This is a genomic window from Hahella ganghwensis DSM 17046, from assembly GCF_000376785.1.
GTDB lineage: Bacteria > Pseudomonadota > Gammaproteobacteria > Pseudomonadales > Oleiphilaceae > Hahella > Hahella ganghwensis.
Map to the genome: position 1 here is coordinate 53,590 of NZ_AQXX01000117.1, position 25,713 is coordinate 79,302.

The 25,713-nt window shown below is 45.0% G+C and carries 32 protein-coding genes; 29 read left to right on the forward strand and 3 right to left on the reverse strand.

The window, feature by feature from the left end:
• Positions 1 to 9 precede the first annotated feature (9 nt).
• Entirely contained in the window at positions 10 to 348 is a 339-nt protein-coding gene (locus F566_RS0114750) for a P-II family nitrogen regulator (RefSeq protein ID WP_020407773.1), read from the reverse strand.
• A gap of 353 nt (positions 349 to 701) precedes the next feature.
• Positions 702 to 1,313, reverse strand: coding sequence for an NADPH-dependent FMN reductase (locus F566_RS0114755; protein WP_157496804.1), 612 nt, complete (start codon positions 1,311 to 1,313; stop codon positions 702 to 704).
• Positions 1,314 to 1,404: 91 nt separating this feature from the next.
• Between F566_RS0114755 and F566_RS0114760 the strand changes: the two genes are divergently transcribed.
• Positions 1,405 to 2,337, forward strand: a complete 933-nt coding sequence (locus F566_RS0114760; protein ID WP_020407775.1) for a LysR family transcriptional regulator — start codon at positions 1,405 to 1,407, stop codon at positions 2,335 to 2,337.
• Between the two features lie 27 nt (positions 2,338 to 2,364).
• On the opposite strand, the gene F566_RS0114765 is transcribed toward F566_RS0114760, so the two are convergent.
• Entirely contained in the window at positions 2,365 to 2,838 is a 474-nt protein-coding gene (locus F566_RS0114765; protein ID WP_026180024.1) for a hydrolase, read from the reverse strand.
• A gap of 467 nt (positions 2,839 to 3,305) precedes the next feature.
• On the opposite strand from F566_RS0114765, the gene F566_RS0114770 reads away from it, so the two are divergent.
• The 28 genes from F566_RS0114770 to F566_RS0114905 form a co-directional block, all read left to right on the forward strand.
• The gene (locus F566_RS0114770) at positions 3,306 to 3,842 is read left to right on the forward strand and encodes a tetratricopeptide repeat protein (RefSeq protein ID WP_020407777.1); all 537 of its coding nucleotides are present in this window, start codon (positions 3,306 to 3,308) and stop codon (positions 3,840 to 3,842) included.
• Between the two features lie 137 nt (positions 3,843 to 3,979).
• Positions 3,980 to 4,990: a tetratricopeptide repeat protein gene (locus F566_RS0114775; RefSeq protein ID WP_169334446.1), complete on the forward strand. Its 1,011-nt coding sequence runs from the start codon at positions 3,980 to 3,982 to the stop codon at positions 4,988 to 4,990.
• Positions 4,991 to 5,002: 12 nt separating this feature from the next.
• Entirely contained in the window at positions 5,003 to 5,269 is a 267-nt protein-coding gene (gene fliQ / locus F566_RS0114780; RefSeq protein WP_020407779.1) for a flagellar biosynthesis protein FliQ, read from the forward strand.
• Between the two features lie 7 nt (positions 5,270 to 5,276).
• Positions 5,277 to 6,047, forward strand: a complete 771-nt coding sequence (locus F566_RS0114785; RefSeq protein ID WP_020407780.1) for a flagellar biosynthetic protein FliR — start codon at positions 5,277 to 5,279, stop codon at positions 6,045 to 6,047.
• 38 nt (positions 6,048 to 6,085) lie between these two features.
• On the forward strand, positions 6,086 to 7,195 hold the full coding sequence (locus tag F566_RS0114790; RefSeq protein WP_020407781.1) for an EscU/YscU/HrcU family type III secretion system export apparatus switch protein: 1,110 nt from the start codon (positions 6,086 to 6,088) through the stop codon (positions 7,193 to 7,195).
• Entirely contained in the window at positions 7,192 to 9,294 is a 2,103-nt protein-coding gene (locus F566_RS0114795) for a flagellar biosynthesis protein FlhA (RefSeq protein ID WP_020407782.1), read from the forward strand. Before F566_RS0114790 ends, F566_RS0114795 begins: the two co-directional genes overlap by 4 nt.
• Positions 9,291 to 9,998 carry a flagellar hook-basal body protein gene (locus tag F566_RS35500; RefSeq protein WP_020407783.1) on the forward strand — a complete coding sequence of 236 codons (708 nt, stop codon included), beginning with the start codon at positions 9,291 to 9,293 and terminating at the stop codon, positions 9,996 to 9,998. Before F566_RS0114795 ends, F566_RS35500 begins: the two co-directional genes overlap by 4 nt.
• A 13-nt stretch (positions 9,999 to 10,011) precedes the next feature.
• A complete protein-coding gene (gene flgG / locus F566_RS0114805) occupies positions 10,012 to 10,782 on the forward strand; it encodes a flagellar basal-body rod protein FlgG (RefSeq protein WP_020407784.1) in 771 nt (256 codons plus the stop codon).
• Between the two features lie 35 nt (positions 10,783 to 10,817).
• A complete protein-coding gene (gene flgA, locus F566_RS0114810) occupies positions 10,818 to 11,771 on the forward strand; it encodes a flagellar basal body P-ring formation chaperone FlgA (protein WP_020407785.1) in 954 nt (317 codons plus the stop codon).
• A complete protein-coding gene (locus F566_RS0114815) occupies positions 11,768 to 12,349 on the forward strand; it encodes a flagellar basal body L-ring protein FlgH (protein ID WP_020407786.1) in 582 nt (193 codons plus the stop codon). Before flgA ends, F566_RS0114815 begins: the two co-directional genes overlap by 4 nt.
• Positions 12,346 to 13,470, forward strand: coding sequence for a flagellar basal body P-ring protein FlgI (locus tag F566_RS0114820; RefSeq protein ID WP_020407787.1), 1,125 nt, complete (start codon positions 12,346 to 12,348; stop codon positions 13,468 to 13,470). Before F566_RS0114815 ends, F566_RS0114820 begins: the two co-directional genes overlap by 4 nt.
• Before the next feature lie 16 nt (positions 13,471 to 13,486).
• The gene (locus tag F566_RS0114825; RefSeq protein WP_157496805.1) at positions 13,487 to 13,867 is read left to right on the forward strand and encodes a flagellar basal body rod protein FlgB; all 381 of its coding nucleotides are present in this window, start codon (positions 13,487 to 13,489) and stop codon (positions 13,865 to 13,867) included.
• Positions 13,867 to 14,274, forward strand: a complete 408-nt coding sequence (gene flgC / locus F566_RS0114830) for a flagellar basal body rod protein FlgC (protein ID WP_020407789.1) — start codon at positions 13,867 to 13,869, stop codon at positions 14,272 to 14,274. The genes F566_RS0114825 and flgC overlap by 1 nt, the downstream gene beginning before the upstream one ends.
• Complete coding sequence (gene fliE / locus F566_RS0114835; protein WP_020407790.1) at positions 14,274 to 14,576, forward strand: flagellar hook-basal body complex protein FliE; 303 nt, start codon at positions 14,274 to 14,276, stop codon at positions 14,574 to 14,576. Before flgC ends, fliE begins: the two co-directional genes overlap by 1 nt.
• Positions 14,577 to 14,621: 45 nt before the next feature.
• Entirely contained in the window at positions 14,622 to 16,055 is a 1,434-nt protein-coding gene (gene fliF / locus F566_RS0114840; RefSeq protein WP_020407791.1) for a flagellar basal-body MS-ring/collar protein FliF, read from the forward strand.
• A 2-nt stretch (positions 16,056 to 16,057) separates the two neighbouring features.
• Positions 16,058 to 16,513, forward strand: coding sequence for a hypothetical protein (locus F566_RS0114845; RefSeq protein ID WP_020407792.1), 456 nt, complete (start codon positions 16,058 to 16,060; stop codon positions 16,511 to 16,513).
• Positions 16,513 to 17,286 carry a FliH/SctL family protein gene (locus tag F566_RS0114850; protein ID WP_020407793.1) on the forward strand — a complete coding sequence of 258 codons (774 nt, stop codon included), beginning with the start codon at positions 16,513 to 16,515 and terminating at the stop codon, positions 17,284 to 17,286. Before F566_RS0114845 ends, F566_RS0114850 begins: the two co-directional genes overlap by 1 nt.
• 1 nt (position 17,287) lies before the next feature.
• Positions 17,288 to 18,583 carry a FliI/YscN family ATPase gene (locus tag F566_RS0114855; RefSeq protein ID WP_020407794.1) on the forward strand — a complete coding sequence of 432 codons (1,296 nt, stop codon included), beginning with the start codon at positions 17,288 to 17,290 and terminating at the stop codon, positions 18,581 to 18,583.
• A gap of 6 nt (positions 18,584 to 18,589) precedes the next feature.
• On the forward strand, positions 18,590 to 19,036 hold the full coding sequence (locus tag F566_RS0114860; protein ID WP_020407795.1) for a hypothetical protein: 447 nt from the start codon (positions 18,590 to 18,592) through the stop codon (positions 19,034 to 19,036).
• Between the two features lie 144 nt (positions 19,037 to 19,180).
• Positions 19,181 to 19,756, forward strand: coding sequence for a hypothetical protein (locus F566_RS0114865; RefSeq protein WP_157496806.1), 576 nt, complete (start codon positions 19,181 to 19,183; stop codon positions 19,754 to 19,756).
• Positions 19,756 to 20,166, forward strand: coding sequence for a flagellar hook capping FlgD N-terminal domain-containing protein (locus F566_RS0114870; RefSeq protein ID WP_020407797.1), 411 nt, complete (start codon positions 19,756 to 19,758; stop codon positions 20,164 to 20,166). The genes F566_RS0114865 and F566_RS0114870 overlap by 1 nt, the downstream gene beginning before the upstream one ends.
• A 4-nt stretch (positions 20,167 to 20,170) precedes the next feature.
• Entirely contained in the window at positions 20,171 to 22,153 is a 1,983-nt protein-coding gene (locus F566_RS0114875) for a flagellar hook-basal body complex protein (RefSeq protein WP_020407798.1), read from the forward strand.
• The gene (locus tag F566_RS0114880; protein WP_020407799.1) at positions 22,153 to 22,923 is read left to right on the forward strand and encodes a FliM/FliN family flagellar motor switch protein; all 771 of its coding nucleotides are present in this window, start codon (positions 22,153 to 22,155) and stop codon (positions 22,921 to 22,923) included. Before F566_RS0114875 ends, F566_RS0114880 begins: the two co-directional genes overlap by 1 nt.
• 5 nt (positions 22,924 to 22,928) lie before the next feature.
• Positions 22,929 to 23,294 (forward strand): FliM/FliN family flagellar motor switch protein, encoded by a 366-nt coding sequence (locus F566_RS0114885; protein WP_020407800.1) that lies wholly within the window; start codon positions 22,929 to 22,931, stop codon positions 23,292 to 23,294.
• Between the two features lie 7 nt (positions 23,295 to 23,301).
• Positions 23,302 to 23,787 carry a hypothetical protein gene (locus F566_RS0114890; protein WP_020407801.1) on the forward strand — a complete coding sequence of 162 codons (486 nt, stop codon included), beginning with the start codon at positions 23,302 to 23,304 and terminating at the stop codon, positions 23,785 to 23,787.
• Between the two features lie 5 nt (positions 23,788 to 23,792).
• A complete protein-coding gene (gene fliP / locus F566_RS0114895; RefSeq protein WP_211210672.1) occupies positions 23,793 to 24,533 on the forward strand; it encodes a flagellar type III secretion system pore protein FliP in 741 nt (246 codons plus the stop codon).
• Positions 24,514 to 25,146, forward strand: coding sequence for a tetratricopeptide repeat protein (locus tag F566_RS35505; protein ID WP_157496807.1), 633 nt, complete (start codon positions 24,514 to 24,516; stop codon positions 25,144 to 25,146). The genes fliP and F566_RS35505 overlap by 20 nt, the downstream gene beginning before the upstream one ends.
• Before the next feature lie 298 nt (positions 25,147 to 25,444).
• Positions 25,445 to 25,713: hypothetical protein (locus F566_RS0114905; RefSeq protein ID WP_026180025.1), on the forward strand; the 269-nt coding region annotated here is incomplete at its 3' end.

Sequence of the window (25,713 nt, forward strand, 5' to 3'; positions counted from 1 at the left end):
TCGGTGGTCTTAAATTGCCTGTGGACCTGTCTCGCCGGTTCGGATTCGCACGACTTGAGTCAGGTTGAAGATAAATATTTTTCCGTCACCGATTTTGTCCGTTTTGGCTGCTCTTGTTATGGCCTCGACAACCGCTTCTTCCAGTTCGTTATCGAATGCCACTTCCAGCTTTATCTTGGGGACAAAGTCGATGACATATTCTGCACCGCGATAGAGTTCCGTGTGCCCATGTTGCCGGCCAAATCCTTTCACTTCGGTGGTGGTCATTCCCTGGACGCCGACAATTGACAGCGCTTCACGTACTTCCTCCAATTTGAAAGGTTTTATGATGGCGGTGATCAGTTTCATGTTACAGACCTCCGAAAATATGCGGGATGGTTTGGGGTATTGCCATGGAATGTCTCTCTGGAAAGGTCACGCATAGAGCGTGCCAGCCTGTCATCATGTGATATATCAGAGAGTTGGAAGAGGGCGGTGGGAGTTACCTGAGATGTGCACCAGAAATGGTCGATATGCATTAGGATGGCCAGCCCTGGTGCACAAATTAGTAGTGCACAGATTAGTAGTGCACAAAGTAATAGTGCACAGAGTCGAGTGACCTTTCGGGTCCTGGCAACCTAGTGACGTTTGTTGAATAGCCCGTTTTACAAGGCCAATTCTGGGGGAAAAACAGTCCAGAAAAGGCCTTGTATCTCGTCAGTCTATAGAAACGTTTCCGCGCGGGCCTTGGCGATCATCACGAGTTCGGTGGTCATTGCTTCCAGGCGATCCGAGAGAACTTTATCTATGATATTGCCTCTCTCATCAAAGGCTTTAAAGGCGGCAGGAACGGCAACCTGTTTTGCAATGACGAGGCTTCCCACACTGGTCAGGATATCTCTCAGATGGCTCAAACCACGAATACCTCCCAGACCTCCGGGTGAGGTTCCCATGATTGCGACCGTTTTCCGGTCAAAGTCAGGCTGATAACCAGAATCATCATGACCCGGGCGTGATAACCAGTCCAGTGTGTTTTTCAGCACACCGGATAGCGAACCGTTGTATTCGGGGCTGGCGATCATCAGTCCATCGGCCTGTAGAAAAAGTTCTCTGAGGCGATCCAGATGCTCAGGTGTTTCTCCGCTGGCTTCCAGGTCTTCTGAAAAAAGTGGCAGCGGGAAATCGCGCAGGTCGATGACTTCAACCTTGGCGCCAATCTGTTCGGCTTGACGAGCGGCGTTGTTGACCAGCTTTTTATTCCACGAATCTGCTTTCAGGCTACCGGCGAAGGCCAGGATTGCGGGTGTTTTAGCGGTGTTCTCTGAATGGATCATGATGCGGCTCCTGTAATAAATCTCAATTGTTGGAGCTATTTTGATCTGTTCCTCATTGAACAAAAACAGAATTAGTGCAAAGCTAATGTGCATGAATGCACAGAAGTCAACACATCGACATCCAGTACTCAGTGGTGCTCAGGCCGGAGACTGGAGCGATATTTATTTTGCCTTTCAGGTCGCCAGGCTCGGTACCCTGTCTGCTGCTGCAGAAGCACTGGATGTACATCATTCAACAGTGTTACGCCGTATAGACAGTCTTGAAAAGCGATTGAAGATCAAGCTCTTTCACCGGCATGCCCGCGGCTATGCGCCCACTGAGGCAGGTAAACTTTTGTTTCAGACGGCAGAGCAGACACAAAGTGAATTTGACCGATTAATGGGGCAGCTTTCAGGGCTGGACCAGCAACTGACTGGAAGCCTGATCATCACTACAGTGAATTCATTCAGTGCTGCATTGATGCCAATCCTGGCAGAGTTTCAGAACCAGCATCCTGGGATTCGCATAGAGTTTGTGGCGGACTCTCGGATATTCAAACTGGAATATGGCGAAGCGCATATCAGCGTTCGTCCCGGAGTAAGACCAAAGGATCCTGACCATATTGTGCAACATCTTCACACGATTCCTTCATCCCTATATGCATCGTCCAGGTACATTGAGCAGTTTGGCAGAATGGAAAAACGCGAAGAGGTTGCCGGACACCGGTTCATTGGTTCCATTACACCCTACAACAATGTTTCCGCGATGGCCTGGTTGAATAAGCATGTGCCGGATGAGCAAGTGTATCATCGTGGATCGGATTTCATTTCCATGATGCATGCCGCTGAAGTCGGTCTTGGCATAGTGCCTTTGTCATGCTGGTTAGGGGATTCCAGTCAAAAACTGGTCAAAATGTTAGATCCTCCTGAGGACTGGGATTCCCCTGTCTGGCTGGTCACACATCGGGACATTCACCGGACTCCCAAGGTTCAAGCCCTAAGTCAGTTCCTGAAACTGAAAGTGCCGCAGATTGGCTCTGTTTAGCTGTGAGTGCCGGATGATCAGTACTAACTATACCTGGGCCAGGATAACCACGTAATTCTCCCCATATTTCTTTGCACATTTGGGACAGGTTGTGTAGAAGAAGTAGAGCTTTTTGATTTCCCTGCCTTGCTCTTGAACATAGGACCTCATTTCTTCGATCCACTGTGTCATGTGACGATAAGAGCCTTCGAATACTTTGGAAAGAAAGGTGCCTGACAGGGTGGTCGTTTCCACACCTTTGATTTCTTTAGAAATGGGAAGATACACATCTGATCCCCAGAGAGATTTTTCGTCCGATAGAACAAACATATCCTCCGAGTCTGCTCCGGCAGCTTCAATCGCTTCCATATCGCGTTTCATCACCGCCCCGAAGTTAAGAGGGATATGAAACAGGCTGATGACGTGATCTTTCAGAAAGCGTTTATCGTTCCAGACAATCTCCCTGTCTTCCCATGGTTCCGGATTGAATCTTGGACAACATTCTGTTGTTTGCTCAGTCACACTCCTCTCCTTGTACGCGTCCTTATCAACGATATGAATCATGACGGCTTTCCTATGATTCCGTTGTGGGAGATTAACCTGAAACGGGGAGGAAGGAATTGATTTGGAGCAGGTAAAGAGCCAGGATATCGCTCTAGCTGGAGTTCTTTTAGATTACGAAGATTCAGGTTTGCAGCAACCGGTGTAGTCCTTAAACTGAATTGGCATGTGAAAGAATAAAGAGGAGACAGGTTTATTACCTGGAATTAGAGACTTTCTTATATCGCAGAGGAAGATTGTTGCCTGTATAGCTTTTCAGTTTTGATATTGTCCCTGTGATCTCAGTGAGTTTGGGCTCTACTAGTAGGCAAGACTATATTCTGACCAAACTGCTTCTCAAAATGGCGATACACTGTTATCATTTCGCGCAATTTATCATGATGGGGCCTTGGCGTCTCTGCTAGTAAACATGGACTTGAGCTTTATATATGTTGGATCTGTCTTTATTCGAAGGTGATGAACTGCTGGCACTCGCTAAGCTGGATATTGAAAACAGCCGTATTGACTTCGCTTTGGCAAAGCTGAAGCAGGCGAATAGCTTGCCTGATCCTCAGCCAGAGTGTGATTCCCTTTTAGCCAAGCTATATGCTCAGCTAAATCTTTTTGACAGGGCGTCATATCACTACGAAAGCTACTTAATGAAAAAGCCTGATGCCTTATTGGAGCGTTTCCAGTATGGCATGGTCTATTACGAACAAAGTATCAAGGAAAGAGCACTTCTTGTATGGAAAGAAGTGTTGGACGAAGTTCCAACGTTTCCTCCTGCCCTCTATTACTGTGCTTTGGTGTCTTGGGAAGAAGATAACGAGCCGGAAGCTCGAAGGTTAATTGATATTCTTCTGAAATCCGCTCCCGCAGACAACCTCTACTTTAAACGTGGCAAAGAATTATTAAACGCTTTGGACAATAATGTTAATGCGGGCTCAGTTACACCTCCCCGATTTGAAAATCAAAAAATCAACTGATAGAGAGCTTTATGTCCTTAGCCGAAATTAAGGAAAGAGTCGGTCGTCTGAAGCAGTTTCTCATTCAGGATCCTCAAAACTTTTCTTTACATCTTGACCTGATTCGTCAGCTAAGTCTGTTGGGGGATTTTAAATCGTTGCAAGAGCAGTTCAATACTGCGAAGGAGCTGTTTCCTTCACATCCTGGGCTTTTGTATGAAGAAGCCTTGATGTTTTTGTCTACTGGCAATTTTGATGAAGCCGAGAAAATCATTAAGGATGTCATTTCTCAAGGTATAAATGACGGAGAAGTGCTATACCTTGCCTCGTATTGCTGTCTGATGGGTCGCAAGCCCCAAGAGGCTTTGTCTTATCTCGAAGTCTGTTACAACGCAAATCGAAGCAATATTAAGTTCCCGATTTTAATGGCTCGAATTCAATACTTCTTAAGGGCGCTTGAGAATGTAGAGGATTGCCTTGAGGAAGCCTTGCAACTGGATGCTGCTTCTGTTGAAGCTCTGTCCTTGTTTGCCTCCTGCAAACTAGATCAAGGAGATTATGACGCTGCCAAATCCTATGCCAGTCAGGCATTAGCTTTGGATTCTGACGATGCAAATTCTTTGGGAGTTATTGCCTACTGCAATATGTCTGAAATGAATTTCGACCTTGCGCAGGCTCAGATAAGTAAAGCCCTTAATATCAAAACTGATTCTGGCCGGCTATGGATTGGGCAAGCATTGCTCAGTATGCGGCGAAAGGATTTGGCTATGGCTGAAGAGCAGTTTTTAAAAGGCCTTACCCACATGCCGGGTCATATAGGATCCTGGAATGCACTGGCATGGTGCAGGATATTGCAGAATGACCTTCCTGGAGCAAAAGACTGCTGCGGAAAAGCAATCGAGTTAGATGGACGGTTTGGTGAGACATACGGTGCATTGGCAGTAGTCGAGCTGTTTTCGGGGAACATAGAGGCCGCCCGAAATAATGCTAAAAAGGCGATCCGGTTGGATAAGAACAACTTTTCTGGATATTTTGCGCAGGCGCTATGTGAGCATATGTCTGGAGATAAGAAGAAAGCGTCCGAGATCGTTGCGTCATTGCTTAACTCTCCTGTGGACGAAAGCGGCAAAACACTCACAGATTATCTGGCCACTCACATCGTTGCTTAAGGAAAAGTGCTAATGACAATTGATCAGGCAATGCAGCTAACAAATGATATGTTGTGGGCTGCCATTATGATTGCCGCGCCTATTCTGGGAGTGGCGATGGTGGTTGGCCTTGTCATTAGTATTCTTCAGGTTATTACCCAAATACAGGAAATGACACTGACCTTTGTTCCTAAGATTGCCGCTGTTGTCGTAGTGTTGTTTATCCTGGGGCCATGGATGCTCGCTACATTAACGGTTTTCGCGAGCACGCTTATAAAAAATATCCCTGTGTATTTCTGAGGCAAGAATGACATTTCAATTTGACATGGGGTGGATTTGGTCTGTTGTTCTGTTAAGCGTTCGTATGTCGACCATATTCTATTTGACTGTTCTGGACTTGTTCGGCAGGGTTCCCGGTCGCTTTCGTTTGATAATGGTGGTGACGCTTTCAGCTTTGCTGTTTAGTGCGAACTTCTCTGTTACTGCTCCATTACCAGGGACACTTGTTGAGATGGTTTTGGACTTGGCTGGAGAGGTTGTGATTAGCGTTATGTTAGTCCTTGGGTTGCATGTGGCGTTTTCCACATTTCAGGTTGCGGGTCGTTTGGTTGACTTTCAATCTGGTTTTGGTGCTGCAAACCTCCTAAACCCGGCTACGAACTCTGCTGACCCTCTGATCGGTACATTGTTGTTATTTGTGGCAACTTTCGTATTTTTCTCGGTAGACGGGCATCATTTGGTGTTAAGAGGATTGGTTTACAGTGTACAGCAGGTGCCTCTCGGTAGTTGGGGAGGGGGAATGAGTTTACCTGCTGTACTTCAGCAATATGGCTTAATGTTTCTGTTTGGTATGACGATAGCTGCCCCCGTTTTGGCAGTATTATTTTTTGTTGATGCCGGTCTAGCTGTGATGGGGAAAACGATGCCCCAAATGAATGTATACTTTATTTTTCTTCCTCTTAAAGTGGCGTTGGGAGTTGGAATGACTGCTCTATCGCTCAAATATATGTTGCCTCTCATATCTGAAGTGATATCGAGTATATTTCGTTATTGGAATCAAATAATTACAGCTGCCTGAGATTAATATATCTGAATAAGTCGTAAAAGTAGTAAAGTATGGCAGAATCTCAACCGGATAAATCAGAAAAGACTGAACCACCCTCGCCTTATAAGTTGCAGGAAGCAAGAAAAAAGGGAGGGGTATTTAAGAGTATGGAAGTCTCTCATCTTGCCGGGCTTTTGGTCGCCGTGCTTTTACTATGGTCTATGGCGCCAGGGATTGCTGAAAATTTTCTGAGGGTATGCGTTAGGTTATTTGATGTCTCTGGTTCTATTCCATTTGATATTATAACCGTGCATGGTTGGAGTGAGTGGGTTGTAAGTGAGGTTGTTGAGATTCTCACTCCTGTGTTCGTCATGACCATGTTGGCAGGTGTCGTCGCTGTATTGCTGCAGACCGGCCCTATACTTTCTTTCCATCCAATAAAACCTGACATTAAGAGAATCAATCCAATTGAGGGATTCAAGCGTCTGGTTTCAATTAAAATCCTATTTGAACTACTGAAGAATGTAATAAAGCTTTTACTGTTGGGAGTCATTATATTTTATTGCGTAAAAGAGTTTCTTCCGCATGCTTTTGGTTTGACTCAGAGGGGGGCAGCTAACGCTATACCCTTTATTTCAGCCCACTTAGGAACCTTGATTCTCAAACTGGCGATTGCCCTGATTGTAATCTCAGCCGCTGACTTTCTATTCGTACGGAGAGAATTTCTGCGCAATATGCGCATGACCAAAAAGGAGGTCAAAGACGAAATGAAGCGTCGGGAGGGCGATCCTATGGTGCGGTCAAAAAGGCGTGAATTAGAGCAAGAGCTTCGTAAGCGCAGTTCGTCCGTTAAAAGCGCTGAGAACGCAGATGTCATCATTACCAACCCTAGTCATTATGCGGTGGTGGTTAAATATGATCCGCAAAGTATGCTGGCTCCTAAAGTGACAGGCAAAGGTATGGATGCAATGGCATTCCACATCCGATCTATTGCTAAGCGACACGGCGTTCATATCGTGGAGGATCCCCCCTTAGCCCGATACTTATACAGAAAAGTAGGGATTGATAAAAATGTACCCGAAGCTGCTTATATGGGGGTTGCAAGGGCATTGCGCAAAGCATACAGACTGAAAAGATCTGGTGTTGGTCAAGTTAATACATCTTATAGGTCTGCTGTATGAGCAACACTAAGGCAACATTTTCAACCTTTTTAGGAACGCGAAGCGAAATTGGCTTAGTGCTGGGCATGGTTGGAATATTGTTGGTTTTATTCACGCCCATACCTTCGCAGCTTCTCGATTTTCTGCTCATCGCCAACTTCAGCTTCGGGTTGACTTTGTTGCTACTTACTTTTTTTGTAGATAAGCCTTTGGGGTTTTCTACCTTCCCTTCACTATTGTTAATAGCAACACTATTCAGGCTTTCTCTGAATATTGCCGCCACACGTTTGATTCTTTCCGATGGCGACGCGGGTAGCGTGATAAATGCTGTAGGAACCTATGTGGTTGGCGGCAATTATGTGATCGGTCTCGTCGTATTTTTAATCCTGATTGTCGTTCAGTACGTTGTTGTGACGAGTGGAGCACAGCGTGTTGCAGAAGTCGCGGCTCGATTTACGCTTGACAGTATGCCCGGGAAGCAAATGAGTATTGATGCTGACATGAATATGGGGCTGATCAATGAAAACGAGGCCCGGGAAAGACGCCAGACTATCGAAAAAGAGGCAAGTTTTTATGGAGCAATGGACGGTGCCAGTAAATTTGTAAAAGGAGATGCTATTGCCGGGATACTAATAATACTGATTGATATTATCGGTGGTTTGGCTATTGGTGTAGCCCAATTGGGATTGAGTTGGGGGGACGCTTTACATACCTATACACTACTAACAGTGGGTGATGGTATTGTCACACAGATCCCAGCTCTGGTGATTTCTACTGCTACCGGCATCATTATTACAAGAGCTGCTACAGATGCTCATCTGGGGAGTGAGATTTCAAATCAGATTACTCAATATCCCAAGACATTGGTCATTGTTGTAATAGGTCTGTTGCTGCTACTTACTTTACCTGCAATACCATTCTTCCCTGTACTTGCTGTTGCATCTATATTCGGTTGCTTGGCCTTCGTTGCGTATAAGAAGAGTTCTGCAAATGATATCGGTACAAAGGAGCAACATGAAGCTGAAGAAGACAAGTCTCTTTATGATGAGCTAAAGATTGAGCCCATTGAGGTTGTGTTGGGATCGGAGCTTATGAAGTTCTTCGGGGAGAATGAAAGCAAACTGATGGATGAAGTAGATCGATTCAGGAAGCAATTTGCTTTTGAGCTTGGACTTGTATTACCCAAGGTGAGAATAATTCAAGAAGGCGCCCCCAAAAATAATTCTTATAAGATTTGTTTGCATGGTGTTTGTGTTGCTAGTGGGGAGTTGTTTGTGAACCAGTTTCTGGCAATAAGTGCGCAGGATATGGGAGATAAGCTTCCAGGTATTAAAGTATTAGATCCTACTTATGGTTTACCTGCTGTATGGGTGGAGCAGGCAGAAGCTGAGTTGGCCAGGTCTCTGAACTGTACTCTTGTAGACCCGCTGACAGTTTTGTTGACCCACTTCAGTGAGGTCCTGAAAGGAAAAGCTCCGGTGCTAATTTCAAGATCGGAATCTGAAAAGTTAATGATGCGGGTGAGAGTTGCGCAACCAACATTATATGACGACTTAGTTCCAAGTACCTTGACGATAAGCGATATCCAGAGAATTTTGCAAAATCTGGTCAGTGAGAAGGTGTCTATAAGAAATATTGAACTCATAGCTGAAACACTGGTGGATGTTGGCAAGAGAGTGAAAGACCATGTTCAGCTAACAGAGCTGGTCCGGCAAAAGCTAGGGGCAGAGATATGCCAAAAACTGGTCGCTAAGGATAATTTTCTATATGTCATCAGTTTCGATCCTGGAGTCGAGCAAATATTCCAGAGTGGATTAAAAGCTACTGAAGACGGAGGGTCATTGTTTGTAGACCCCAAAATTACTGAGCAGGTTTTGACGAGGCTTGCAAAACTCGTAGAACAAATGATGGCAGATGGGTTGGAGCCAGTTCTGATTTCGTCACCCAGTCTTCGGTCTCATCTCAAGAAGCTAACTGCGCGGCTGTTGCCGGGTCTAAGCGTACTTTCCCTGTCTGAAATTCCAGCGGGCTTAAATATTAAGTCATTTGGGGTTGTCGAACTGGAGCGTGGTCTATCAGGCAGTATCGAAAACCGTTATGAAAAAAGAGGCGAAAGATGAGTGAATTGGTAGGAGCAATTCAGAATACCTTAAATGCTGATTTGCTCAGATTGCGAACTATAGGTCAAAACCTGGCTAACCTGGAAACCCCTGGATATAAAAGCGATAAATTGATCTCCCAGCCTTTCACTAGAGTCATTTCCAGTGAATTGGAAGGTGCTGACAAGCTTGTTATCGCTAAGGATTTCTCCCAAGGAGCTATCAAACCAACAGATAATTACTGGGATCTTGCAATAGAGGGGGAGGGCTACTTTGTTGGAGAGAAAGATGGAGTGACTCAGTACACCAGGTCTGGCCAACTGACGATGACTTCAGACGGGAAGTTGGCCTTGCCGAGTGGTGCTTATCTATTGGGGAAGGCCGGGCCGATTCAATTAAATTCTGATCAGTTTGAAGTCAGGAGTGACGGCACAGTGATTAGTGATGGACACAGTATTGATCGCTTAAAAATAGTAACTTTTTCCGATCAGGACAGCTTGCGTTCAATCGGTGCTGCTACATTCGTCGCCGAAGGTGAGTTGCGGCCTACGGATTCTGATGGAGTTCAAATATTACAGTCGTTTGTTGAGGTGTCCAATGTGAACACTATGGATGAAATAGTGAGCATGATGGAGCTTACTCAACATTATCGGATGACTCATAATGTTTTAAAGGCGTATGAGTCTTCTATCAGCACATCGATTTCCACGTTAGGAAAGTTTTAGGGAGTTTTTCAGCATGATTGATGCTTTGTATGTCGCTGAAACCGGTCTTCAGGCCGGGCAAAAGCATATTGATACAATCTCCAACAACATGGCCAATCTTAATACTACGGCTTACAAGAAAGGTCGCATAGAATTTAGGGATTTAGTCGTTGGGCGAGAAGTGACTTCTCTCGATGAGACTGGTAAGAGAGATTTGGTTTCAATCGGCAATGGCACTCAGATATCTAGGGTATGGAAAGAATTTCAATCTGGCGATTTAAAAGCCACGGAAAACCCACTCGATTTAGCGATTCGAGGAGGAGGCTTTTTTGAAGTTCTTCTGGAAAATGGAGAAGTCGCTTATACCAGAAATGGGGCGATGAAAGTGGACGAAGATGGTTATCTGGGAACTCTCACGGGGTATAGATTCTCAGATATGATTCAAATTCCGCCTGATGCTAAGGAATTAGAGATTTCACAGGACGGAACGGTCACTGCTTATTTTGACAATGATAGTCTGGAAATCGGTCAAATTCAGTTAGCTGGCTTTATGAACGCTCAGGGGCTTGATTCTATTGGGCAAGGGATTTATGTCGCGAATGATGAGTCTGGAAATGCAATCTATTCTGATGCGGGAGAAAACGGGATAGGTATCCTTCAGCAAGGGTATTTAGAAAGCTCGAATGTTGATCTGGTAAAAGAGTTGGTTGAGTTGGTAACTGCACAACGAGGCTATCAAGCCTGTTCTCATGTGATTCGGGCTGCAGATGAAATTATGCAGATCACAAATGATCTCCGTGGATAGGTCGCATTTACTTGTTCAGGATAGCTCTGATCTTTTTGTTGTTTACTGTTTCTGATGTCTGGGCTGATTTCACGCTTACGTTGAGTGGCTACGTAAGTGTGAAAGTCGCGGATTCTGGTAACGTTGTCCTGCCGTTGAGCCGGTTGGGACGGATCAGTGCTTCTGACACTGAACAACAGAATTTACCAATGATAGAGCTGACTTCTCAAATGGTTTCAGATGGATTTGTTTCAAAATCAGACGTCAGCAATCTGTTGCATGAGTGGAACGGGAAGAATCCGCAGGAGGCGGTAAGGGTCCATGGGCCTGACATTGTAAGGATCTATGGATACTCCGAGGAGATTAGCTATCTGTCTGTAGTTTCGATGGCTAAATCAATGGTTGAAAAAACTCTGGAAATTGAAGGCTTTGCTGTCAGCACTGTAACTCCTCTTTCCTCTAAAGGGCAGAATATTCGTATATCCGACGCCAATGCTATTGTCAGCATACGTCCGGTGGAGCTGAGATATCCATTCAATCGTCTCTGTGTCTGGGCTGACGTAGTTTCAGCTAATGGAAGTATGATTAAAAGCGAACCTGTCTGGTTTAGGGTTAAAGCGGAGAAAAAAGTGCTGGTTGCATCACGGGACGTTAAGGTGGGTGAAAGTGGTCTTGGTATCGCTTTTGAGGCCGAGTATAAGGATGTTTCTACTCTGTCTGGACCACCTCTAGAGACCGGGCGCCAACTGGAAGGGATTGAGATCATAGAGCCGCTACCAGAGGGGCAAGTGATTTCCAGAGATAAGGTTCGAATAATACCGCCGGTGAGGCAAGGGGAGACTGTTTTAATTGAAACAGTCGCAGGAACGGTTTACCTGAAATCCAGAGCTGTGGCCTTGCAGGATGGGCTGGTGGGAAGTCAAATCCGGCTTCGATCGATAAGTAGTGGAGAGGAAATGAGGGGAACGGTGTTGTCGCATGGTCGGGTGTTCGTTGAGGGGGATTCATGAAAAAGAACATGTTTTTATCGGTTCTCTTTTCGCTGATCATCGGTTTGTACGGTGAGGCTTATGCTGAAAGCCTGTTTGACGAAGCAGCCTTTAAACCACTGACATCCGACCGAAAAGCATATCAGGTTGGAGATAATGTCACAGTATTGATTGTTGAGTCGGCAAAAGCTGGAGCTAGTTCGGACGCTCAGGTGAATCAATCGTTAGAAGCATCAGGATCGTTTTCAAAGAGTAATAGATCTGATGATGGAAGTCTGGAATTGGGAATCGGCCGAAATTCTGGTGGCAGCACACAACGAGAAGGCGAGTTAAAAGCGCGAATCACGGTTGCCATTTTGGAGACCGATAATAATGGTCGCCTTCATATTTGGGGAGACCAGAAAATTACAATTAATGGTGAGGAACAGTCGATAAAGCTGTCAGGGTGGATTAGGGATGAAGATATCTCCTCCCAAAATACGGTTTTATCTACACGTATTTCCGACGCAAAAATCGAATACGATGGTGTTGGTTTGATCGGAGATACTGATGAACGTGGATTTATCTATTGGGTTCTAACCAAAGTTGGTTTGATATGACGAGCAGAGTATTTTCAACCGCTATCGTGGTATTGGTAACACTTCTTACAATCGCGTCAGATGTATATGCCTCAAGTGTCAGGCTTAAGGAGTTAGCAAGAATTGAAGGGGTCCGTGAAAACTCGCTGTTTGGCTATGGGTTGGTTGTAGGGTTGGCCGGGACCGGCGACTCTCGCAGAAGTAAAGCAACACTTCAAAGCATTTCTAATGCGCTTGAAACATTTGGTATCACTATCGACGCTGATGACCTTGCCAGCCGTAACGTAGCGGCGGTTACATTAACAGCTAGATTGCCAGCCTTTTCCAATTCTGGAGATATGATTGATGTCAATGTCTCCTCTCTCGGAGACGCAAGAAGCCTGGTAGGCGGAACTTTGTTACTTGCGCCTTTGAAGGCTGCCAATGGAAAAATATATGCCGTGGCGCAAGGGCAGGTATCCGTCGGTGGTTTTAGTTACGATCTTAACGGTAATGTTGTGCAAAAAAATCATCCAACAGTCGGAGTGATACCTGATGGAGCCACTATTGAACGTGGTCTGTCATCAGAGCTGATTGCAGAGGATGGCCTGATCCATATTGTCATAAACCAGCCGGACTTTACGACCGCCAGTCGTATTGCAAAGTCTATAAATAAGGGGCTGGGAACTAAAAGTGCCAAAGCCGTACATGCCGGGAAAGTGGCAGTTAAACTTCCAGAAGGTGAATTTGATTTAGTCGACTTTTTAACGAAGGTTGAAAACTCGGTCGTCGAGCCGGATAGGGTAGCCAGGGTCGTTATCAATGAAAGAACTGGAACCGTCGTTGCGGGCGGTGAGGTCTCGATAGACGATATCACGATCTCTCATGGCAATATCAAAGTTGTCATTTCCACAGACTTTCTTGTGTCGCAGCCAACCTTGGTAAGGGGAACCGGTGCAGGTGTCAGGACAGAGGTTGTGCCTGATACATCTATTGAGGTTGACGAGGGTATTGCAAGTGCAGTCAGTCTTGGAGAAGGGGCTTCAATTGCGGATCTTGTTGCTGCGCTACGACAAATAAAAACCAGTACCAGAGATGTCATTACAATTCTTCAATTGATTAAAGCTGCCGGTGCTCTCCATGCGCAGCTCATTATTCAGTAAATTAGGGCTAACTATCATGGAATATTTAACTTCAGTGACATCAACATTGTTAAATCGGTCTCTTGATGTTGCGCAGCTTCAACAAATGGTGATCGCCCAGAATGTCGCTAATGCCGGAGTAGAAGGATACAGACAGGTTTCAGTAGATTTCAGCTCATTGATGCAGAAAATGGGCGAGATTACTCATGGTCAGGCCGCCGACGATGCAAAAAAAGCTGAAATTAAACAGTTAGAGATAAATGAGTACATCAAAACGAGTGATATCCCCTCAAAAGTGGAACTGGATCAGCAGATTATTGAACTGAATAAGGCGGTTATAAATTACCAGGCGCTACTGACTGCGAAGTCAAAACTGGGGAGCATCATGAAGAACGTTATCGCCGGAGGCAAAGGCTAATGGAAATTATGCAAATTTTTGAAATTGGGCAGTCAGGCCTGGACTTTCAAAAACTGAGAATGCAAGCAATTGCATTGAATATGGCGAACGCGCAAACAAGCAGTAGAGTCGGTGATAAAGGTTTTCAGCCTCTGGTGGCTATCGGCTCCTCTGAGGTTGGAGAGGTGGGAACATTCAAAGGTGTTGAATCCATGGAGCTGGTCGAGAGAAATGTGCAGGCCAGGTTAAAGTATGATCCTACTCATCCGCACTCAAACAGCGAGGGGTATATTCAATTGCCGGCAGTAAATCCTGTTGACGAAATGACTTCTCTGATGCTCGCCAGCCGGGCTTATGAGGCTAATGTCAGCGTTATGAATGCTGCGAAGTCTATGGCCTTGAAAGCACTTGAAATTGGGAGGAGCTGATGTCTGTAGAATCAATTTCTTCATTATTGTCAGTGAGTAGTGAAGCCTCTGTCCAATCAACGGCGATTAGCAACCAAAAAGATGTCTCGTTTGTTGACTGGCTGGGCAATGAGTTCAGTGAGGTATCCTCAAATATTGCTGCTGCAGAAAAGGCTGCTCAATCCCTGGCTACGGGTGAGGCGGAAAATATTCATCAGGTAATGATTGCCTTGGATAAGGCCCAGCTATCCATGTCTTTGGTAGTTGAAGTGCGTAATAAGCTATTGGAAGGCTATCAAGACATTATGCGCATGTCTCTGTAGGTTAAGTTGGTCTATCCGATTGAAATTTAGACGTTTGGAGTGGTTATGAGTGGCTTTTGGAATGACTGGAGCGTTAGAAGACGGCTCCTTTTCATCCTTGCGGTAGGCGCTGTCATATTTGTATGTGGTGCGGCTTATTATTTTCTGGCAATGAAAGACTTTGTTCCCATATATGAAAACCTGAGTTTGGAGCAGTCTGCGAAAGTCACAGAAAAGCTCGACGAGTTAAAAGTGAAATATGAGTTAGCTGCTGATGGCACCGTAGTAAAGGTAGAAAAAGAAGAGCTACCGGAAATCAAAGTCAAGCTTTCCTCATACAACTTCTTATTTGATGGTGCGACTGGATTCGAGTTGTTTGACGAGGCCGATTACGGCATGACTGAATTCTCTCAGAAGATCAACTATCAGAGAGCACTTCAAGGCGAATTGACCCGTACGATAATGGCGCTTGATAAAGTGAAGTATGCCCGGGTGCATTTAGTCATGCCAAAATCGACGTTATTCAAGAATCAGGAAGAAAAAACAAAGGCATCAGTTACTTTGCTTCTCAATGAAGAAGGCTCGCTTAGCATGGACGAGATTGGAGGCATCCGAAATCTGGTCGCGTCTTCTGTCAGTGGCTTAACTGCGGATATGGTCACAATACTGAACCACAAAGGGGTCTCACTTACGGAAGACGAGACTGCTGAGCAGCAGCTGATTGGACGTCAGCTACGGGGTAAAAATGCTTTGGAAGAGTATTTTCAGCAAAAAGTAAATGCGCTGCTGACCCCAGTATTCGGACTGCATAACTTTGTGGTGAAAGTTGATGTGTCTTTGGATCATCAGAAAGTAGAACGGGTCAGAGAAACGTTACTTCCGTTTATGGATACGGGGAAAGGGGGAATTGTTAGCCGGAACTCGAATCGAAAGTATGACGAAAATGATCAAAGTGGGAAAAAGCAAAGCACCAAACTGTCTACAGAAAGTGTTGAAGAACAGTACCGGTATGGGAAAGAGGTCGAATCCCTCCTTGATGAGGGAGGATCTATCCAGCAAATCAGTGTCAGTGTTGTAGTGCCAAAGTGGGCCACTAATGAGCAACTGAATCAGGTTGAGGCTCTTATATCTTCGGCGACAGGTATAAACATTGAAAGGGGAGATTCAATTGTAGTCGCACCTTTGGGGGATGCGGGAAGCGAGGATGTTTCTTTTGATGTAGGTGATAAGGTTGCTGTATTGCCCGAGAAACCTGACGCTGTTGGTGCTGGATCAAGCCTCACTCCTTCCAGGGAGATAGAGTCCCCTGTGAATAAGTCAGTGTGGGCCTCTGAGTCTACTTTGCAAAATGGGATCATCCTACTTGGTGGGCTGTGTTTGATACTGCTGATTGTGTTGCTCTTTGCGGTATTTCGAAAACCATCCAAAGAAAAATTGTCCAATGATGAGCGGGAACTTTTACTTGAAGATGTTCGTAAGTGGTTAGCGGCGGCGGACTGATAATGAAATCAGAACTATTTAATCCTCATAAGGTTATTGCCTTGAGACTGGCAGGACTATGCCAATCAGACTTATCCTGGATAATGAGCAAGGTCGGAGAATCTGATCGGGCAAAAATTAACAAGGCTCTTCTAGAAGTTAAAAAGATGGGGATTAGCAGTGGAATTCTCAAAGACCGTTTTTCTCAAATATTGAAAGCAGTTGAGCATCAAGAGTTATTAGAAGAAGAGTTTTCTGAACAAATTAATGTCGAAAAGCTCAATACCGTTTTATCGATCTCCAATGAGTTTGATAGTAGTTTGATATGGAAATCACTGCCTTCTGAGGTTAAGGGTCAGCTATTCGGTAACAACCCAAACAATAGCATTGGAAGCCATCGTTCTAATCCCAGTGATAAGGTCAGGAAGACCGTCATGGAGTTTCTATCCGTTGCAACGACTGAGAGATACAACCAGTAATGGAAAAAATTCTGAGATCTTCAGCTGTAGCAGGTGCAAGGCGTTTAACCTACGGTAAGGAAAAACCAGAAAATACCTATCGTCGCCAGGATGCTAGTGACACTTTGGATGAGTCTGGCCATCAAACTCCTGCATCGGTGACGGCAGACGAGCTCGTTCACGATGATGCGACTTCCCAGCTTTATTCAACGCAGGCAAAGTTAGCCGAACTTTTAAGAAAAAATGAAGACCTTGCTCAGGCCAACCAAGAGTTGGAGGCGAAACTGGCTTCATCTGAAAAGCAGGCTTATGAAGAAGCAAAGGCCAGAGGATATGAGGCGGGTCAGGCTGAGTCGAAAGAGGAAATAGCGGACCTCATAGATCAGTTTAGTGCCTTGTTGGAAAGGATTGAGTCGAACTCTGAATCAACATTTAATGAGCTTAAGTCTCAAGCATTGGACATTGGTTTTGCGGTTGCCTGTAAGGTTCTGGGAGAAACGTTAGTTACTGAAGAGGGAGTTAAGGCAGCGGTATCTCAAGTGTGTAGTTCCATACGAGAAGCATCGAGGTTGAAAATATTCGTATCGCCTCGTGACTATGAATTATTGAAGAACATTGAGAATCATAGCGTTGGAGAGGGAGCTGCCAGCATAGAACTGGTTTCGGATAACAGAATTTCAATTGGTGGATGCCGGGTTGAATCAGATATGGGCGGCTGGGATGGTCGGCTGGAATCGCAATTGAGAATACTCAGACAAAAGCTGGAAGGGTTGTCCGAGGGGATGAACTCATAATATGTACTCTTCAGGGCTAGGATCCATTATTGAGCAATGTGAGACTGTGCGCCGAACTGGTAGGGTCGAACAGTTTTACGGGGCAGTACTCGAATGTATGGGACCGGATGCTTTTTTGGGTGAGGTGTGTGAGGTCTTTGCACCTCACGATATGGCATCGGTCATGGCTGAGGTTGTTGGCTTTCGTCATGGACGGGTATTGTTGATGCCTTTAGGTCCAGTATCTGGCATTCATGTGGGAAGTGAAGTTATTGCCTCTGGTTTGCCTGCCAGTGTTTCTGTTTCAGAAAGTATGCTAGGCAAAGTCGTGAACGCCTTTGGCCAGCCATTAGATGGTTCCCTGGTCGAATCAGGAAAGTTAATGCCACTATACCGCCCTCCAATTAACCCCATGGATAGGGTGCCTGCCAACGAGAAGCTTCGAACAGGAATTGATGTAATAGATGCATTTTGTTCCCTGGCAAAGGGGCAGAGAATAGGAATATTTGCGGGTAGTGGTGTAGGTAAAAGTACCCTATTGGGAAATATTGCAAAGAGATGTGAGGCGGATGTAAATGTAATAGCCCTAATCGGGGAAAGAGGTAGGGAGGTTATCGAGTTTATAGAGGATAACCTAGGGCCTGAGGGGCTTAAGAAAAGTATTGTCGTAGTTGCAACGGCTGATGAGCCTGCATTAGTTCGATTGCACGCGGCTTTTGTTGCCACGGTTGTCGCAGAGTATTTTAGTAGTTGTGGCAAGGATGTAATGCTCTATATGGACTCAATTACCCGCTTAGCAACTGCCCAGAGAGAGATAGGGCTTGCCGTAGGAGAGCCGCCAACATCAAGGGGGTATACACCCTCGACATTCTCACTGCTGCCACAAATCACTGAGCGGGCTGGCAGGTTTAAGGATGGAGGAGCCATAACGGCATTATATACGGTGCTGGTGGAGGGTGATGACTTTAATGAACCCGTGTCAGATACCGTCAGATCGATTCTGGATGGACATGTTGTTTTAACCAGGCAGCTTGCAAATCAGGGAGTCTATCCAGCAATAGATATTCTTGAGAGTTTAAGCAGGCTTTATAAAAGGATTAATGATTCGGAGCACCAGAGTTTCGTCCGGCAAATTATTAAATACGAGAGCATATTCCGGGAATCGAAAGAACTTATTGAGCTCGGCGCCTACACCGAAGGCTCTGATGTTGAAATAGATCGTGCAATAAAAGTACATAAATCCTTGATCAAGTTTATTTCAGAAGATGTTGGAACCCGGACCAATATAAAACAAGCTCTGCGGTCAGTGCTGGGGTAGGCTGGAATGAATACCAAGAACCGGATAAAGGCTTTGGAAATTACCAGGACAACGGCTTCCATCAAGTTATTTCGCGAATTGGAACAGGTTCAGTTATTGAATGAGCGATATTCTGTTTTGGTGAGGGAATCCGAGGAAATTGGAGCGAGTATTGATTATAGCGAGCAAGCCCTAAGGATGCTTCAATCTCCAGGGCATAGCTGCGAGGTTGCTGATGTGATTCAGGTTCAGGCATATCTCAAAGAGCTGAACGTCAAGCAGGTTGAAATAGCAGAGCTTATGAAAGATGTATACGAGTCTTTGCATGAGCATAAATCAGCAATTGCACTCTTGAGACGTCAGCGAGAAGAGCTTGATAAGAAGAGGAAGTTTGTAATTGTGAGCGATGAAGTGAAGCGTAGTGATAAGCAGGATGCAGAAGTTAGCGAGTTAAGGCGTTCACAGAAAATTTGAATTTTTGCGCGTCAGAAAGATTGGGCGTGTTTATTAGTCTGAGTAAAGTTTGTTATGAGAGTGGATGGTAGCGGTGAGTTTCTGGTGGGAGAGCAAATAGGAAGTGGACTTAACCAGAAAAGTTCGTTGTTCAAGCAGAAGTGGATGTCTGAGCTGGAGAGTCATCATGATATTACCATGGCTCATGGGGGAGACTCTGAGGTCAATACTGGCAAAGACAATTTCTCCAGACAGGCGCCAACCTCAAACCAGGTTTTCGAAGGTGCAGGTACGGTTATTGGTGTGGAGTCGCGAGTAAATGCGGAGCATGTTCTCATTAGTCATCTAAAGGAAAGTTCGGCTATCCAGCAACAGGTCTATGCAAGCAGCAGCCGGGTGAATCAATCCGGGCAAACTGTAGGGTACGGAGTGACCGGGGCATCCTCTAATACTGGAGGTAAAACGCCCAAACCTGTTATGGAGAAAGATATATTCTCCAGCTTAGTTAAGCAGGTTACAAAGTATGGTTCGCAGTATTCCCTGACCAATGTCCATCTCACTCATCAAGGTAATAAGCTGACGGTTTGGATACGGGACTTCCAACAATCGGATTTATCTAAAGCAGAAGAGATTTTGGCCTTAATTTCGGACGCGATTAAAGATACAGAATTTGAAGTCGAAAAAGTCATGTTAAATGGTCGATCCCTGGCGGACGTCAAACAAAAAGGAGTAATCAGATAATGGCTGTAGAATCAATCGGTCGAATTAATTCTGACTCGGCAGCGTTGCGACAGAATGCAGTAGGGATTGAGGATTTCTTACAGATATTTCTTACGCAGTTAACCTTTCAGGATCCTTTAGAGCCAGTGGATAATCGAGAGTTTATTGCACAGCTGGCTCAGTTCTCATCTTTGGAAACGGCAACTCGCACCAATGATAACATTGAAGGCTTATTGGATGTTCAGTCTGTTTCTCAATCTGTTGGATTAATAGGAAAAACTGTTCAGGTAGATAACGGTGACGGATTTGCTATTGGTAAAGTGACAACAATCTCTTTCAATAACGGTAATCCATTGCTGACTTTGCAGACAGAAGACGACACTCCGATTACTGGAATTTCACCTTCTCAGATTACCGTTGTGAGGGAGTAGTATTATGAGTATAGGGTCTATTTATTCCAGCTTGTCCAGCTTGCTGTCGTTCTCAAAAGCCTTGGAGAACTCCAGTAACAATGTTTCAAATTTAAATACTCCCGGATTTAAAGGCCGTGATGTTAGGTTTGCTGAACTTGCCAACTACAGTGAGGGAGACTTAACACGAAATGATGGAGCTCAAATAAAGGATTCTCAACTAAGGTTTCAAAACGGCGATATTTCCGAAACAGGTAATGATACAGACCTGGCTATTGATGGATTAGGCTTTTTCATTCTAAGAACCGGAGCAGAGGATCTGTATACGAGAGCAGGTGATTTTCAGTTTGATGCCAGTGGAGTATTGATTGATCCTGATACGGGATACAGAGTTGCTGGGATCGATAAAGGCGGAAATTTGATAGACATTTCTATTAAGGATTCCATATATGCCGGCTCTGAAGAAACCACTCAGGTTGCATTATCCGGCAACCTGGATTCAGGGACGCTGGCCGGATCGACAGTTAACTCCGGAGGGGAATCTCTGCTTGAGTTTGATGTTGTCGATAGCCTGGGAACCGCTCGGAAGCTTCAGGCAGTATTTGAAAAACAGTTAGGTAATCAGTGGACTCTTCAGTTTGTTGATCAGACGGGAAATCCTGTCGGGGCAAGCCAATCGATTCATTTTACTTCAGATGGGCACATTCGCTCTGAAGATAAAAATTATTCGGTAACTTATTACCCGTATAGGCTTCAATCTGCTGACCAGACGAAAGAGGTTTTGACAGTATCAGAAAGTTTTGAGTTTACAGATGGCGATCTAGCTTCAGGCGGAGCTAAGTCATTTGTGCTCACTGATGATGTTTCTTTCATTACTCGAGACGATGTTGGTGGAAACATTCAATTTATTGGAAGTGGACAATTTAGTTTCACAGAAGAAGGCTATCTGGTTAACACTTCTGACAATTCCCGTGTAGCAGGGATTGGTACTGAAGGAACTTTGACCGATCTGAATATATCAGATCTGATTACTAACCCTGCTCAACCGACGAACCAGGTTTCACTGTCTGGAAATCTGGATGCTGATATGAGTATTGGAAGTGTTGTGCCTGGTGCTGGAGATTCACCGATCACCTTCGAGATTACCCAATCAGATGGTTCTCATATGGAGATATTCACTGAGTTTACCAAACAGGATGACCAGGAGTGGGAAGTCGTTTTCAGAAACGACAGTGGTACTTTGTTGGCTGGGCCTCTGGCTTTGAATTATGAAGATGGGGGTCTGTTAGCTGCCGAAAGCAGAGTGTTAACGGCAAGCTTTCCAGATAGTAATGAATCTACGTTGAGCATTGAGCTCAGATTTTATGAATCAGCCACCAATAGTCTTACGCAGCTGGCAGGCACGGATTCTTCAGTCAACTTTGAAGCTAATGGAACTGATGAAGGGACTATAGAGTCACTAAACTTTACAGAAGAAGGTTTCGTTCAGATTCACTACACAAATGGAAATACCATTGAAGGCCCACGTATTGCGGTAGCAGACAGAAGCGGAGGCGCTGTTTCTGAGTTTGAGGTGTCTCTGGAAGGGCTGACCTCCTTAAGTGGTATCAATAGCGTGGAAATTAGTGAGGTGGATGGTCAGCCTGCTGGAAGACTAACGGCATACAGCTTTAATGAAAGTGGGCAGATGACCTTTAATTACTCTAATGGAGAGAGTGTTGAGGGCCCCACCGTCGCCCTTGCAAACTTTCTTAATATAAATGGATTGAGTAGTGTCGGCGAGACATTGTTTCGTGCAGATGAGAATGCCGGACGCTTTGTTGCTAAAGCGGGTGAACAGGGGTTGGGAGTAATTCAGGGTAAAAGTATTGAGTTGTCCAATGTCGAGCTGTCACGCGAGTTCGCTGAAATTATCATCATACAGCGAGGTTATCAGGCGAGCTCTCAAATCATGAACGTTTCAAATGAACTCATTGAAACTCTGTATAGTAACGTTCGGGGTCGTTGATGGTTGTTCGTCCTTTTGTATTTTATCGCCAGAATGTCATCGAGCGACTCAAAGATTATTTGCAAGATCAAATTTCGGGTTGGTGCCTGAATTGGTTTTCTCAAGAAGTTCTTCCCAAAATTGAATTGTTTCAGGGAGATGGCCTCGCTGAACATGTCGATACTTTTCGGTCTTATATAGATAAGAAATTAAGCTTTACTTGTGCCAGTGGTGCGATACTGGTTTGGGAAAGTCCTCAACTTGTTCTCAAGGAGCTTGCCAGGGAAGAGGCGTTTCCGCCGGATGAGAAGAGTGAGCTATGTAGCTACTTGCTGGAAAGGCTGGCTCAGGATTTCTTTTCCGGAATTACCGAGGATGGTCGTTGTGTGGAAAGGTTGATTGAACCAAACCTGATTCATTCGCAGGGATCGGGCTGGCTCACGGGGTATTTTACGATAGCTGAGGTGGAGTGTTATTTCTGTATTCCGCCTGCTGATGTCGATTCACTGGCAGAAAAACTTCATTTGTCATTGCTTCAAAAAGTCTCTGCGCGTCTGGAGCCTGTTGCTAATGGATGCCAGAAACTGGCAACCGAGTTGAGTGTTGAATTACTTCCGTTGGAGCTCACTTTAGAAGAGCTTCTGCAGATTCAGGTAGGAGACATTATTCGTCTGGATCACCCTCTTGAAGAGCCAGCAGTGATTCTAAATGATGGAGATCCTGTATTAACAGGCGCCCTAGGAGTTTCCGGGGATAGAAAAGCAATTAAACTGGTCAGTAAACAAGGTTGATTTAAATGTCGGAAAAGAAAGTTGATGCAGGGCAAGATAGTCTTGTAGGTACCGATCAAGATGGTGTTCAAGATAAGATTGAGGAAGTCATATTGCAAGATATGGTTGACGATGGAAGTGGTAAAAGTCTGAATGTAAATCCGCTTGAGTTGGTGAAGAATGTAAAAGTTAGTCTGTCTGTGGAGTTGGGAAAAGCGACTCTAACTGTCGACGAGCTTACGAACCTGAAAGATAAATCTGTTGTAAAGATGGATAAGTTGGTGGATGAGCCAATAGACTTGCTGCTGGATGGTAAAACAGTTGCCAGAGGGAAGTTAGTGGCGGTTGGCGATGTATTTGGTATACAAGTGACTGAGATCCGGCACAGATGAGATCTTTTTGGGTGAGGTTCAGCCTTTTGGTTTCGTTGATCTCCACTTCTGTATGGGGGGGGCCGAGGATGAAGTGTCATCCGGCGAGGCTGTCTCCTCTCGTGCAGAAGTCCATTCGGAAGTCGAGAAAGAAAGGCGGGCAGCAGAATCGCTGGGAAATATAAAGATTGAAAACTTACCCTTTAAAGAAAAAACTTCCGGTGGCGGTCCAGAAAACGCGTATTTGATAATGAGTGCGCTGGCGGCTATTGCGCTGTTTTCGCTTTGGATTGGGCGAAAGTATCTTATAAAGCAAGGGCTCGCGATGAGTTCGCCGGAAAAAATAAAATACGTTAGTAATCGCCGATTAAATAGCAAAACATATGCATATATCTTGGAAGTCAGTAACCAGAAGTATCTTGTAGTGGAAAACCAGAACCATATTGCAATGTCAGAAATTGCTTCCAACAGCGAAGAAGCAGTTAAGTGTCCAGAGCAAGAGTCAGTTTCATGATTAGAATGATTGCTCTGTTTATCGGATTTCTTTTCTTGCCTTCTCTTGCGTACGCGGCTGAGCCGTCCACGATGGGGATCGATTTTACCCTGCCGAATATCGATGATGCGGAACCAGGACAGGTTGCAACCGTGTTACAGGTGTTGGCCGTTTTAACTGTTTTGAGCCTGGCCCCTGCGCTACTAATTGCCCTGACCGCATTTACTCGAATCGTAATAGTGCTCTCTATGCTTAGGTTCGCATTTGGAATGCAGCAGACTCCTCCTAATACTGTTTTGATATCGCTAGCATTATTCTTAACTCTTTTCACGATGATGCCTGTTGTAAAACAGATCGAGTCACAGGCTTTAAACCCTTATCTTGCCAGCGAATTAGACGCTTCTACCGCTTTGCAGGAAGCGGTAAACCCATTGCGGGAGTTTATGATCAGACAAACGAAGGAGAAAGATCTGGCGATGGTCCTGGATATGCAGGACGGCCCCCAGCCGGAAGATTTCGGTGACATCACAAACGTTACTTTGGTGACAGCATTCATGTTGTCGGAGCTTCAAACCGCATTTCAGATTGGATTTGTTATCTTTCTGCCTTTCCTGCTGGTGGATTTGGTTGTTGCCAGCGTCTTGATGTCGATGGGAATGATAATGGTGCCGCCTTTGACGCTGTCACTCCCGATAAAAATACTGATGTTTGTCTTAATTGATGGGTGGAGCCTGGTGGCCCACTCTCTTGTGGGTAGCTTTATTTAGGAGGATGTTGAGTTTGTCTATTGAGATTTTGGATTCCGAAGAGCTCTTCTTCCTTGGGATTAGAGCCAGCGAAAATAATGACCACGAAAAGGCCTTGATATATTTTAAAAAGTCCATTGAGCTGGATAAGAGTGCCCGCAGTGTATATTTGTTGGGCGCAGAATATGCTGAGATCGGGATGTTTGAAAGGGCATATGTCACCATGCAGGAGGCTGTACTTCTGGAGCCTGAGCTATGGGATGCCCATTTTCAATCCGGGCTGGTTAAATTTGTCGTTGGAGACGTAAAAACGGCTGAGACTGCCTGGAAGCCCCTTGATCAGCTCCATGAAGATTCTGCACTTGTTTTGTTTAAACGGGGAATACTGGCGTTTTCTTCTGGAAATAAACTTGATGGGGAGAAGCTTATTAACCAGGGGATATCCAGTAATGTGACTAATCCTGCAATGAATCAGGTAATGTCATCGTTATTGGCAAAACTACTTGAAATGGAGTTTCAATCATCGTTTGCCAGAGATGCTATTGATCAGGTAGAGACGGTCGAAGAAGATGATAAGCACGAAAAAATGAATCGTTTATTTATGCAGGCTTATAAGTCTAAAACTAGACAATAATATTGGTGGTATAAATAGACTTGAAAGGTTCATTTTAAAGATATTTTTGGTTGAGTAAATTGCGCTTGCTTTCATGATAAAACATCATTAAATTTCCAGAATTAGAAAAGAAGATTGCTGGTTATATAGTAAGCAAAGGAATATCCCCAGGGATGAAGTTTATTCTTCCGTCGTTTGTTGTAGTCGTTAGTTTTCAAAACACTCAGCATCAAATACAGAATATCGATAGCCGCAGCTCTCGTGCATAACGCTCGGGGGCTGCGGCTTTTTTATTGGTTTTTTAAAGTAGGGTGACACCATGGTTGCGGTCGTAACAGGAGAAGGGTTAGGTCTGTTTGGCAAGGAACTGACGGGCGGGGCAGGTCTGTCCCAACTCCGGCAGGGCCAGTCAGGAGAAGCCGCCTATGTGAATGCGACCACCGGTAACCTGATCCTGCAGACCCGGGACGAATTGCTGATGGGCATTGCCCGGGACAGCAGCCTGGTTCGGACCTACAACAGCCAGGGCCAGTTCACCGATGATAACGGTGACAACTTCTACTTTAACTTCAACCAGACCCTGGAGTT

Coding starts and splice junctions, on each gene's coding strand:
- F566_RS0114760 (WP_020407775.1), top strand. CDS start 1,405: ATGAATGCACAGAAGTCAACACATCGACATCCAGTACTCAGTGGTGCT.
- F566_RS0114785 (WP_020407780.1), top strand. CDS start 5,277: ATGACATTTCAATTTGACATGGGGTGGATTTGGTCTGTTGTTCTGTTA.
- F566_RS0114750 (WP_020407773.1), bottom strand. CDS start 348: ATGAAACTGATCACCGCCATCATAAAACCTTTCAAATTGGAGGAAGTA.
- F566_RS0114825 (WP_157496805.1), top strand. CDS start 13,487: ATGGAATATTTAACTTCAGTGACATCAACATTGTTAAATCGGTCTCTT.
- F566_RS0114820 (WP_020407787.1), top strand. CDS start 12,346: ATGACGAGCAGAGTATTTTCAACCGCTATCGTGGTATTGGTAACACTT.
- F566_RS0114845 (WP_020407792.1), top strand. CDS start 16,058: ATGAAATCAGAACTATTTAATCCTCATAAGGTTATTGCCTTGAGACTG.
- fliE (WP_020407790.1), top strand. CDS start 14,274: ATGTCTGTAGAATCAATTTCTTCATTATTGTCAGTGAGTAGTGAAGCC.
- F566_RS0114755 (WP_157496804.1), bottom strand. CDS start 1,313: ATGATCCATTCAGAGAACACCGCTAAAACACCCGCAATCCTGGCCTTC.
- F566_RS0114865 (WP_157496806.1), top strand. CDS start 19,181: ATGTCTGAGCTGGAGAGTCATCATGATATTACCATGGCTCATGGGGGA.
- F566_RS0114815 (WP_020407786.1), top strand. CDS start 11,768: ATGAAAAAGAACATGTTTTTATCGGTTCTCTTTTCGCTGATCATCGGT.
- F566_RS0114850 (WP_020407793.1), top strand. CDS start 16,513: ATGGAAAAAATTCTGAGATCTTCAGCTGTAGCAGGTGCAAGGCGTTTA.
- F566_RS0114885 (WP_020407800.1), top strand. CDS start 22,929: ATGTCGGAAAAGAAAGTTGATGCAGGGCAAGATAGTCTTGTAGGTACC.
- fliQ (WP_020407779.1), top strand. CDS start 5,003: ATGACAATTGATCAGGCAATGCAGCTAACAAATGATATGTTGTGGGCT.
- F566_RS0114770 (WP_020407777.1), top strand. CDS start 3,306: ATGTTGGATCTGTCTTTATTCGAAGGTGATGAACTGCTGGCACTCGCT.
- F566_RS0114855 (WP_020407794.1), top strand. CDS start 17,288: ATGTACTCTTCAGGGCTAGGATCCATTATTGAGCAATGTGAGACTGTG.
- F566_RS0114790 (WP_020407781.1), top strand. CDS start 6,086: ATGGCAGAATCTCAACCGGATAAATCAGAAAAGACTGAACCACCCTCG.
- fliF (WP_020407791.1), top strand. CDS start 14,622: ATGAGTGGCTTTTGGAATGACTGGAGCGTTAGAAGACGGCTCCTTTTC.
- F566_RS0114860 (WP_020407795.1), top strand. CDS start 18,590: ATGAATACCAAGAACCGGATAAAGGCTTTGGAAATTACCAGGACAACG.
- F566_RS35500 (WP_020407783.1), top strand. CDS start 9,291: ATGAGTGAATTGGTAGGAGCAATTCAGAATACCTTAAATGCTGATTTG.
- F566_RS0114795 (WP_020407782.1), top strand. CDS start 7,192: ATGAGCAACACTAAGGCAACATTTTCAACCTTTTTAGGAACGCGAAGC.
- flgC (WP_020407789.1), top strand. CDS start 13,867: ATGGAAATTATGCAAATTTTTGAAATTGGGCAGTCAGGCCTGGACTTT.
- flgG (WP_020407784.1), top strand. CDS start 10,012: ATGATTGATGCTTTGTATGTCGCTGAAACCGGTCTTCAGGCCGGGCAA.
- fliP (WP_211210672.1), top strand. CDS start 23,793: ATGATTGCTCTGTTTATCGGATTTCTTTTCTTGCCTTCTCTTGCGTAC.
- F566_RS0114870 (WP_020407797.1), top strand. CDS start 19,756: ATGGCTGTAGAATCAATCGGTCGAATTAATTCTGACTCGGCAGCGTTG.
- F566_RS0114880 (WP_020407799.1), top strand. CDS start 22,153: ATGGTTGTTCGTCCTTTTGTATTTTATCGCCAGAATGTCATCGAGCGA.
- F566_RS0114875 (WP_020407798.1), top strand. CDS start 20,171: ATGAGTATAGGGTCTATTTATTCCAGCTTGTCCAGCTTGCTGTCGTTC.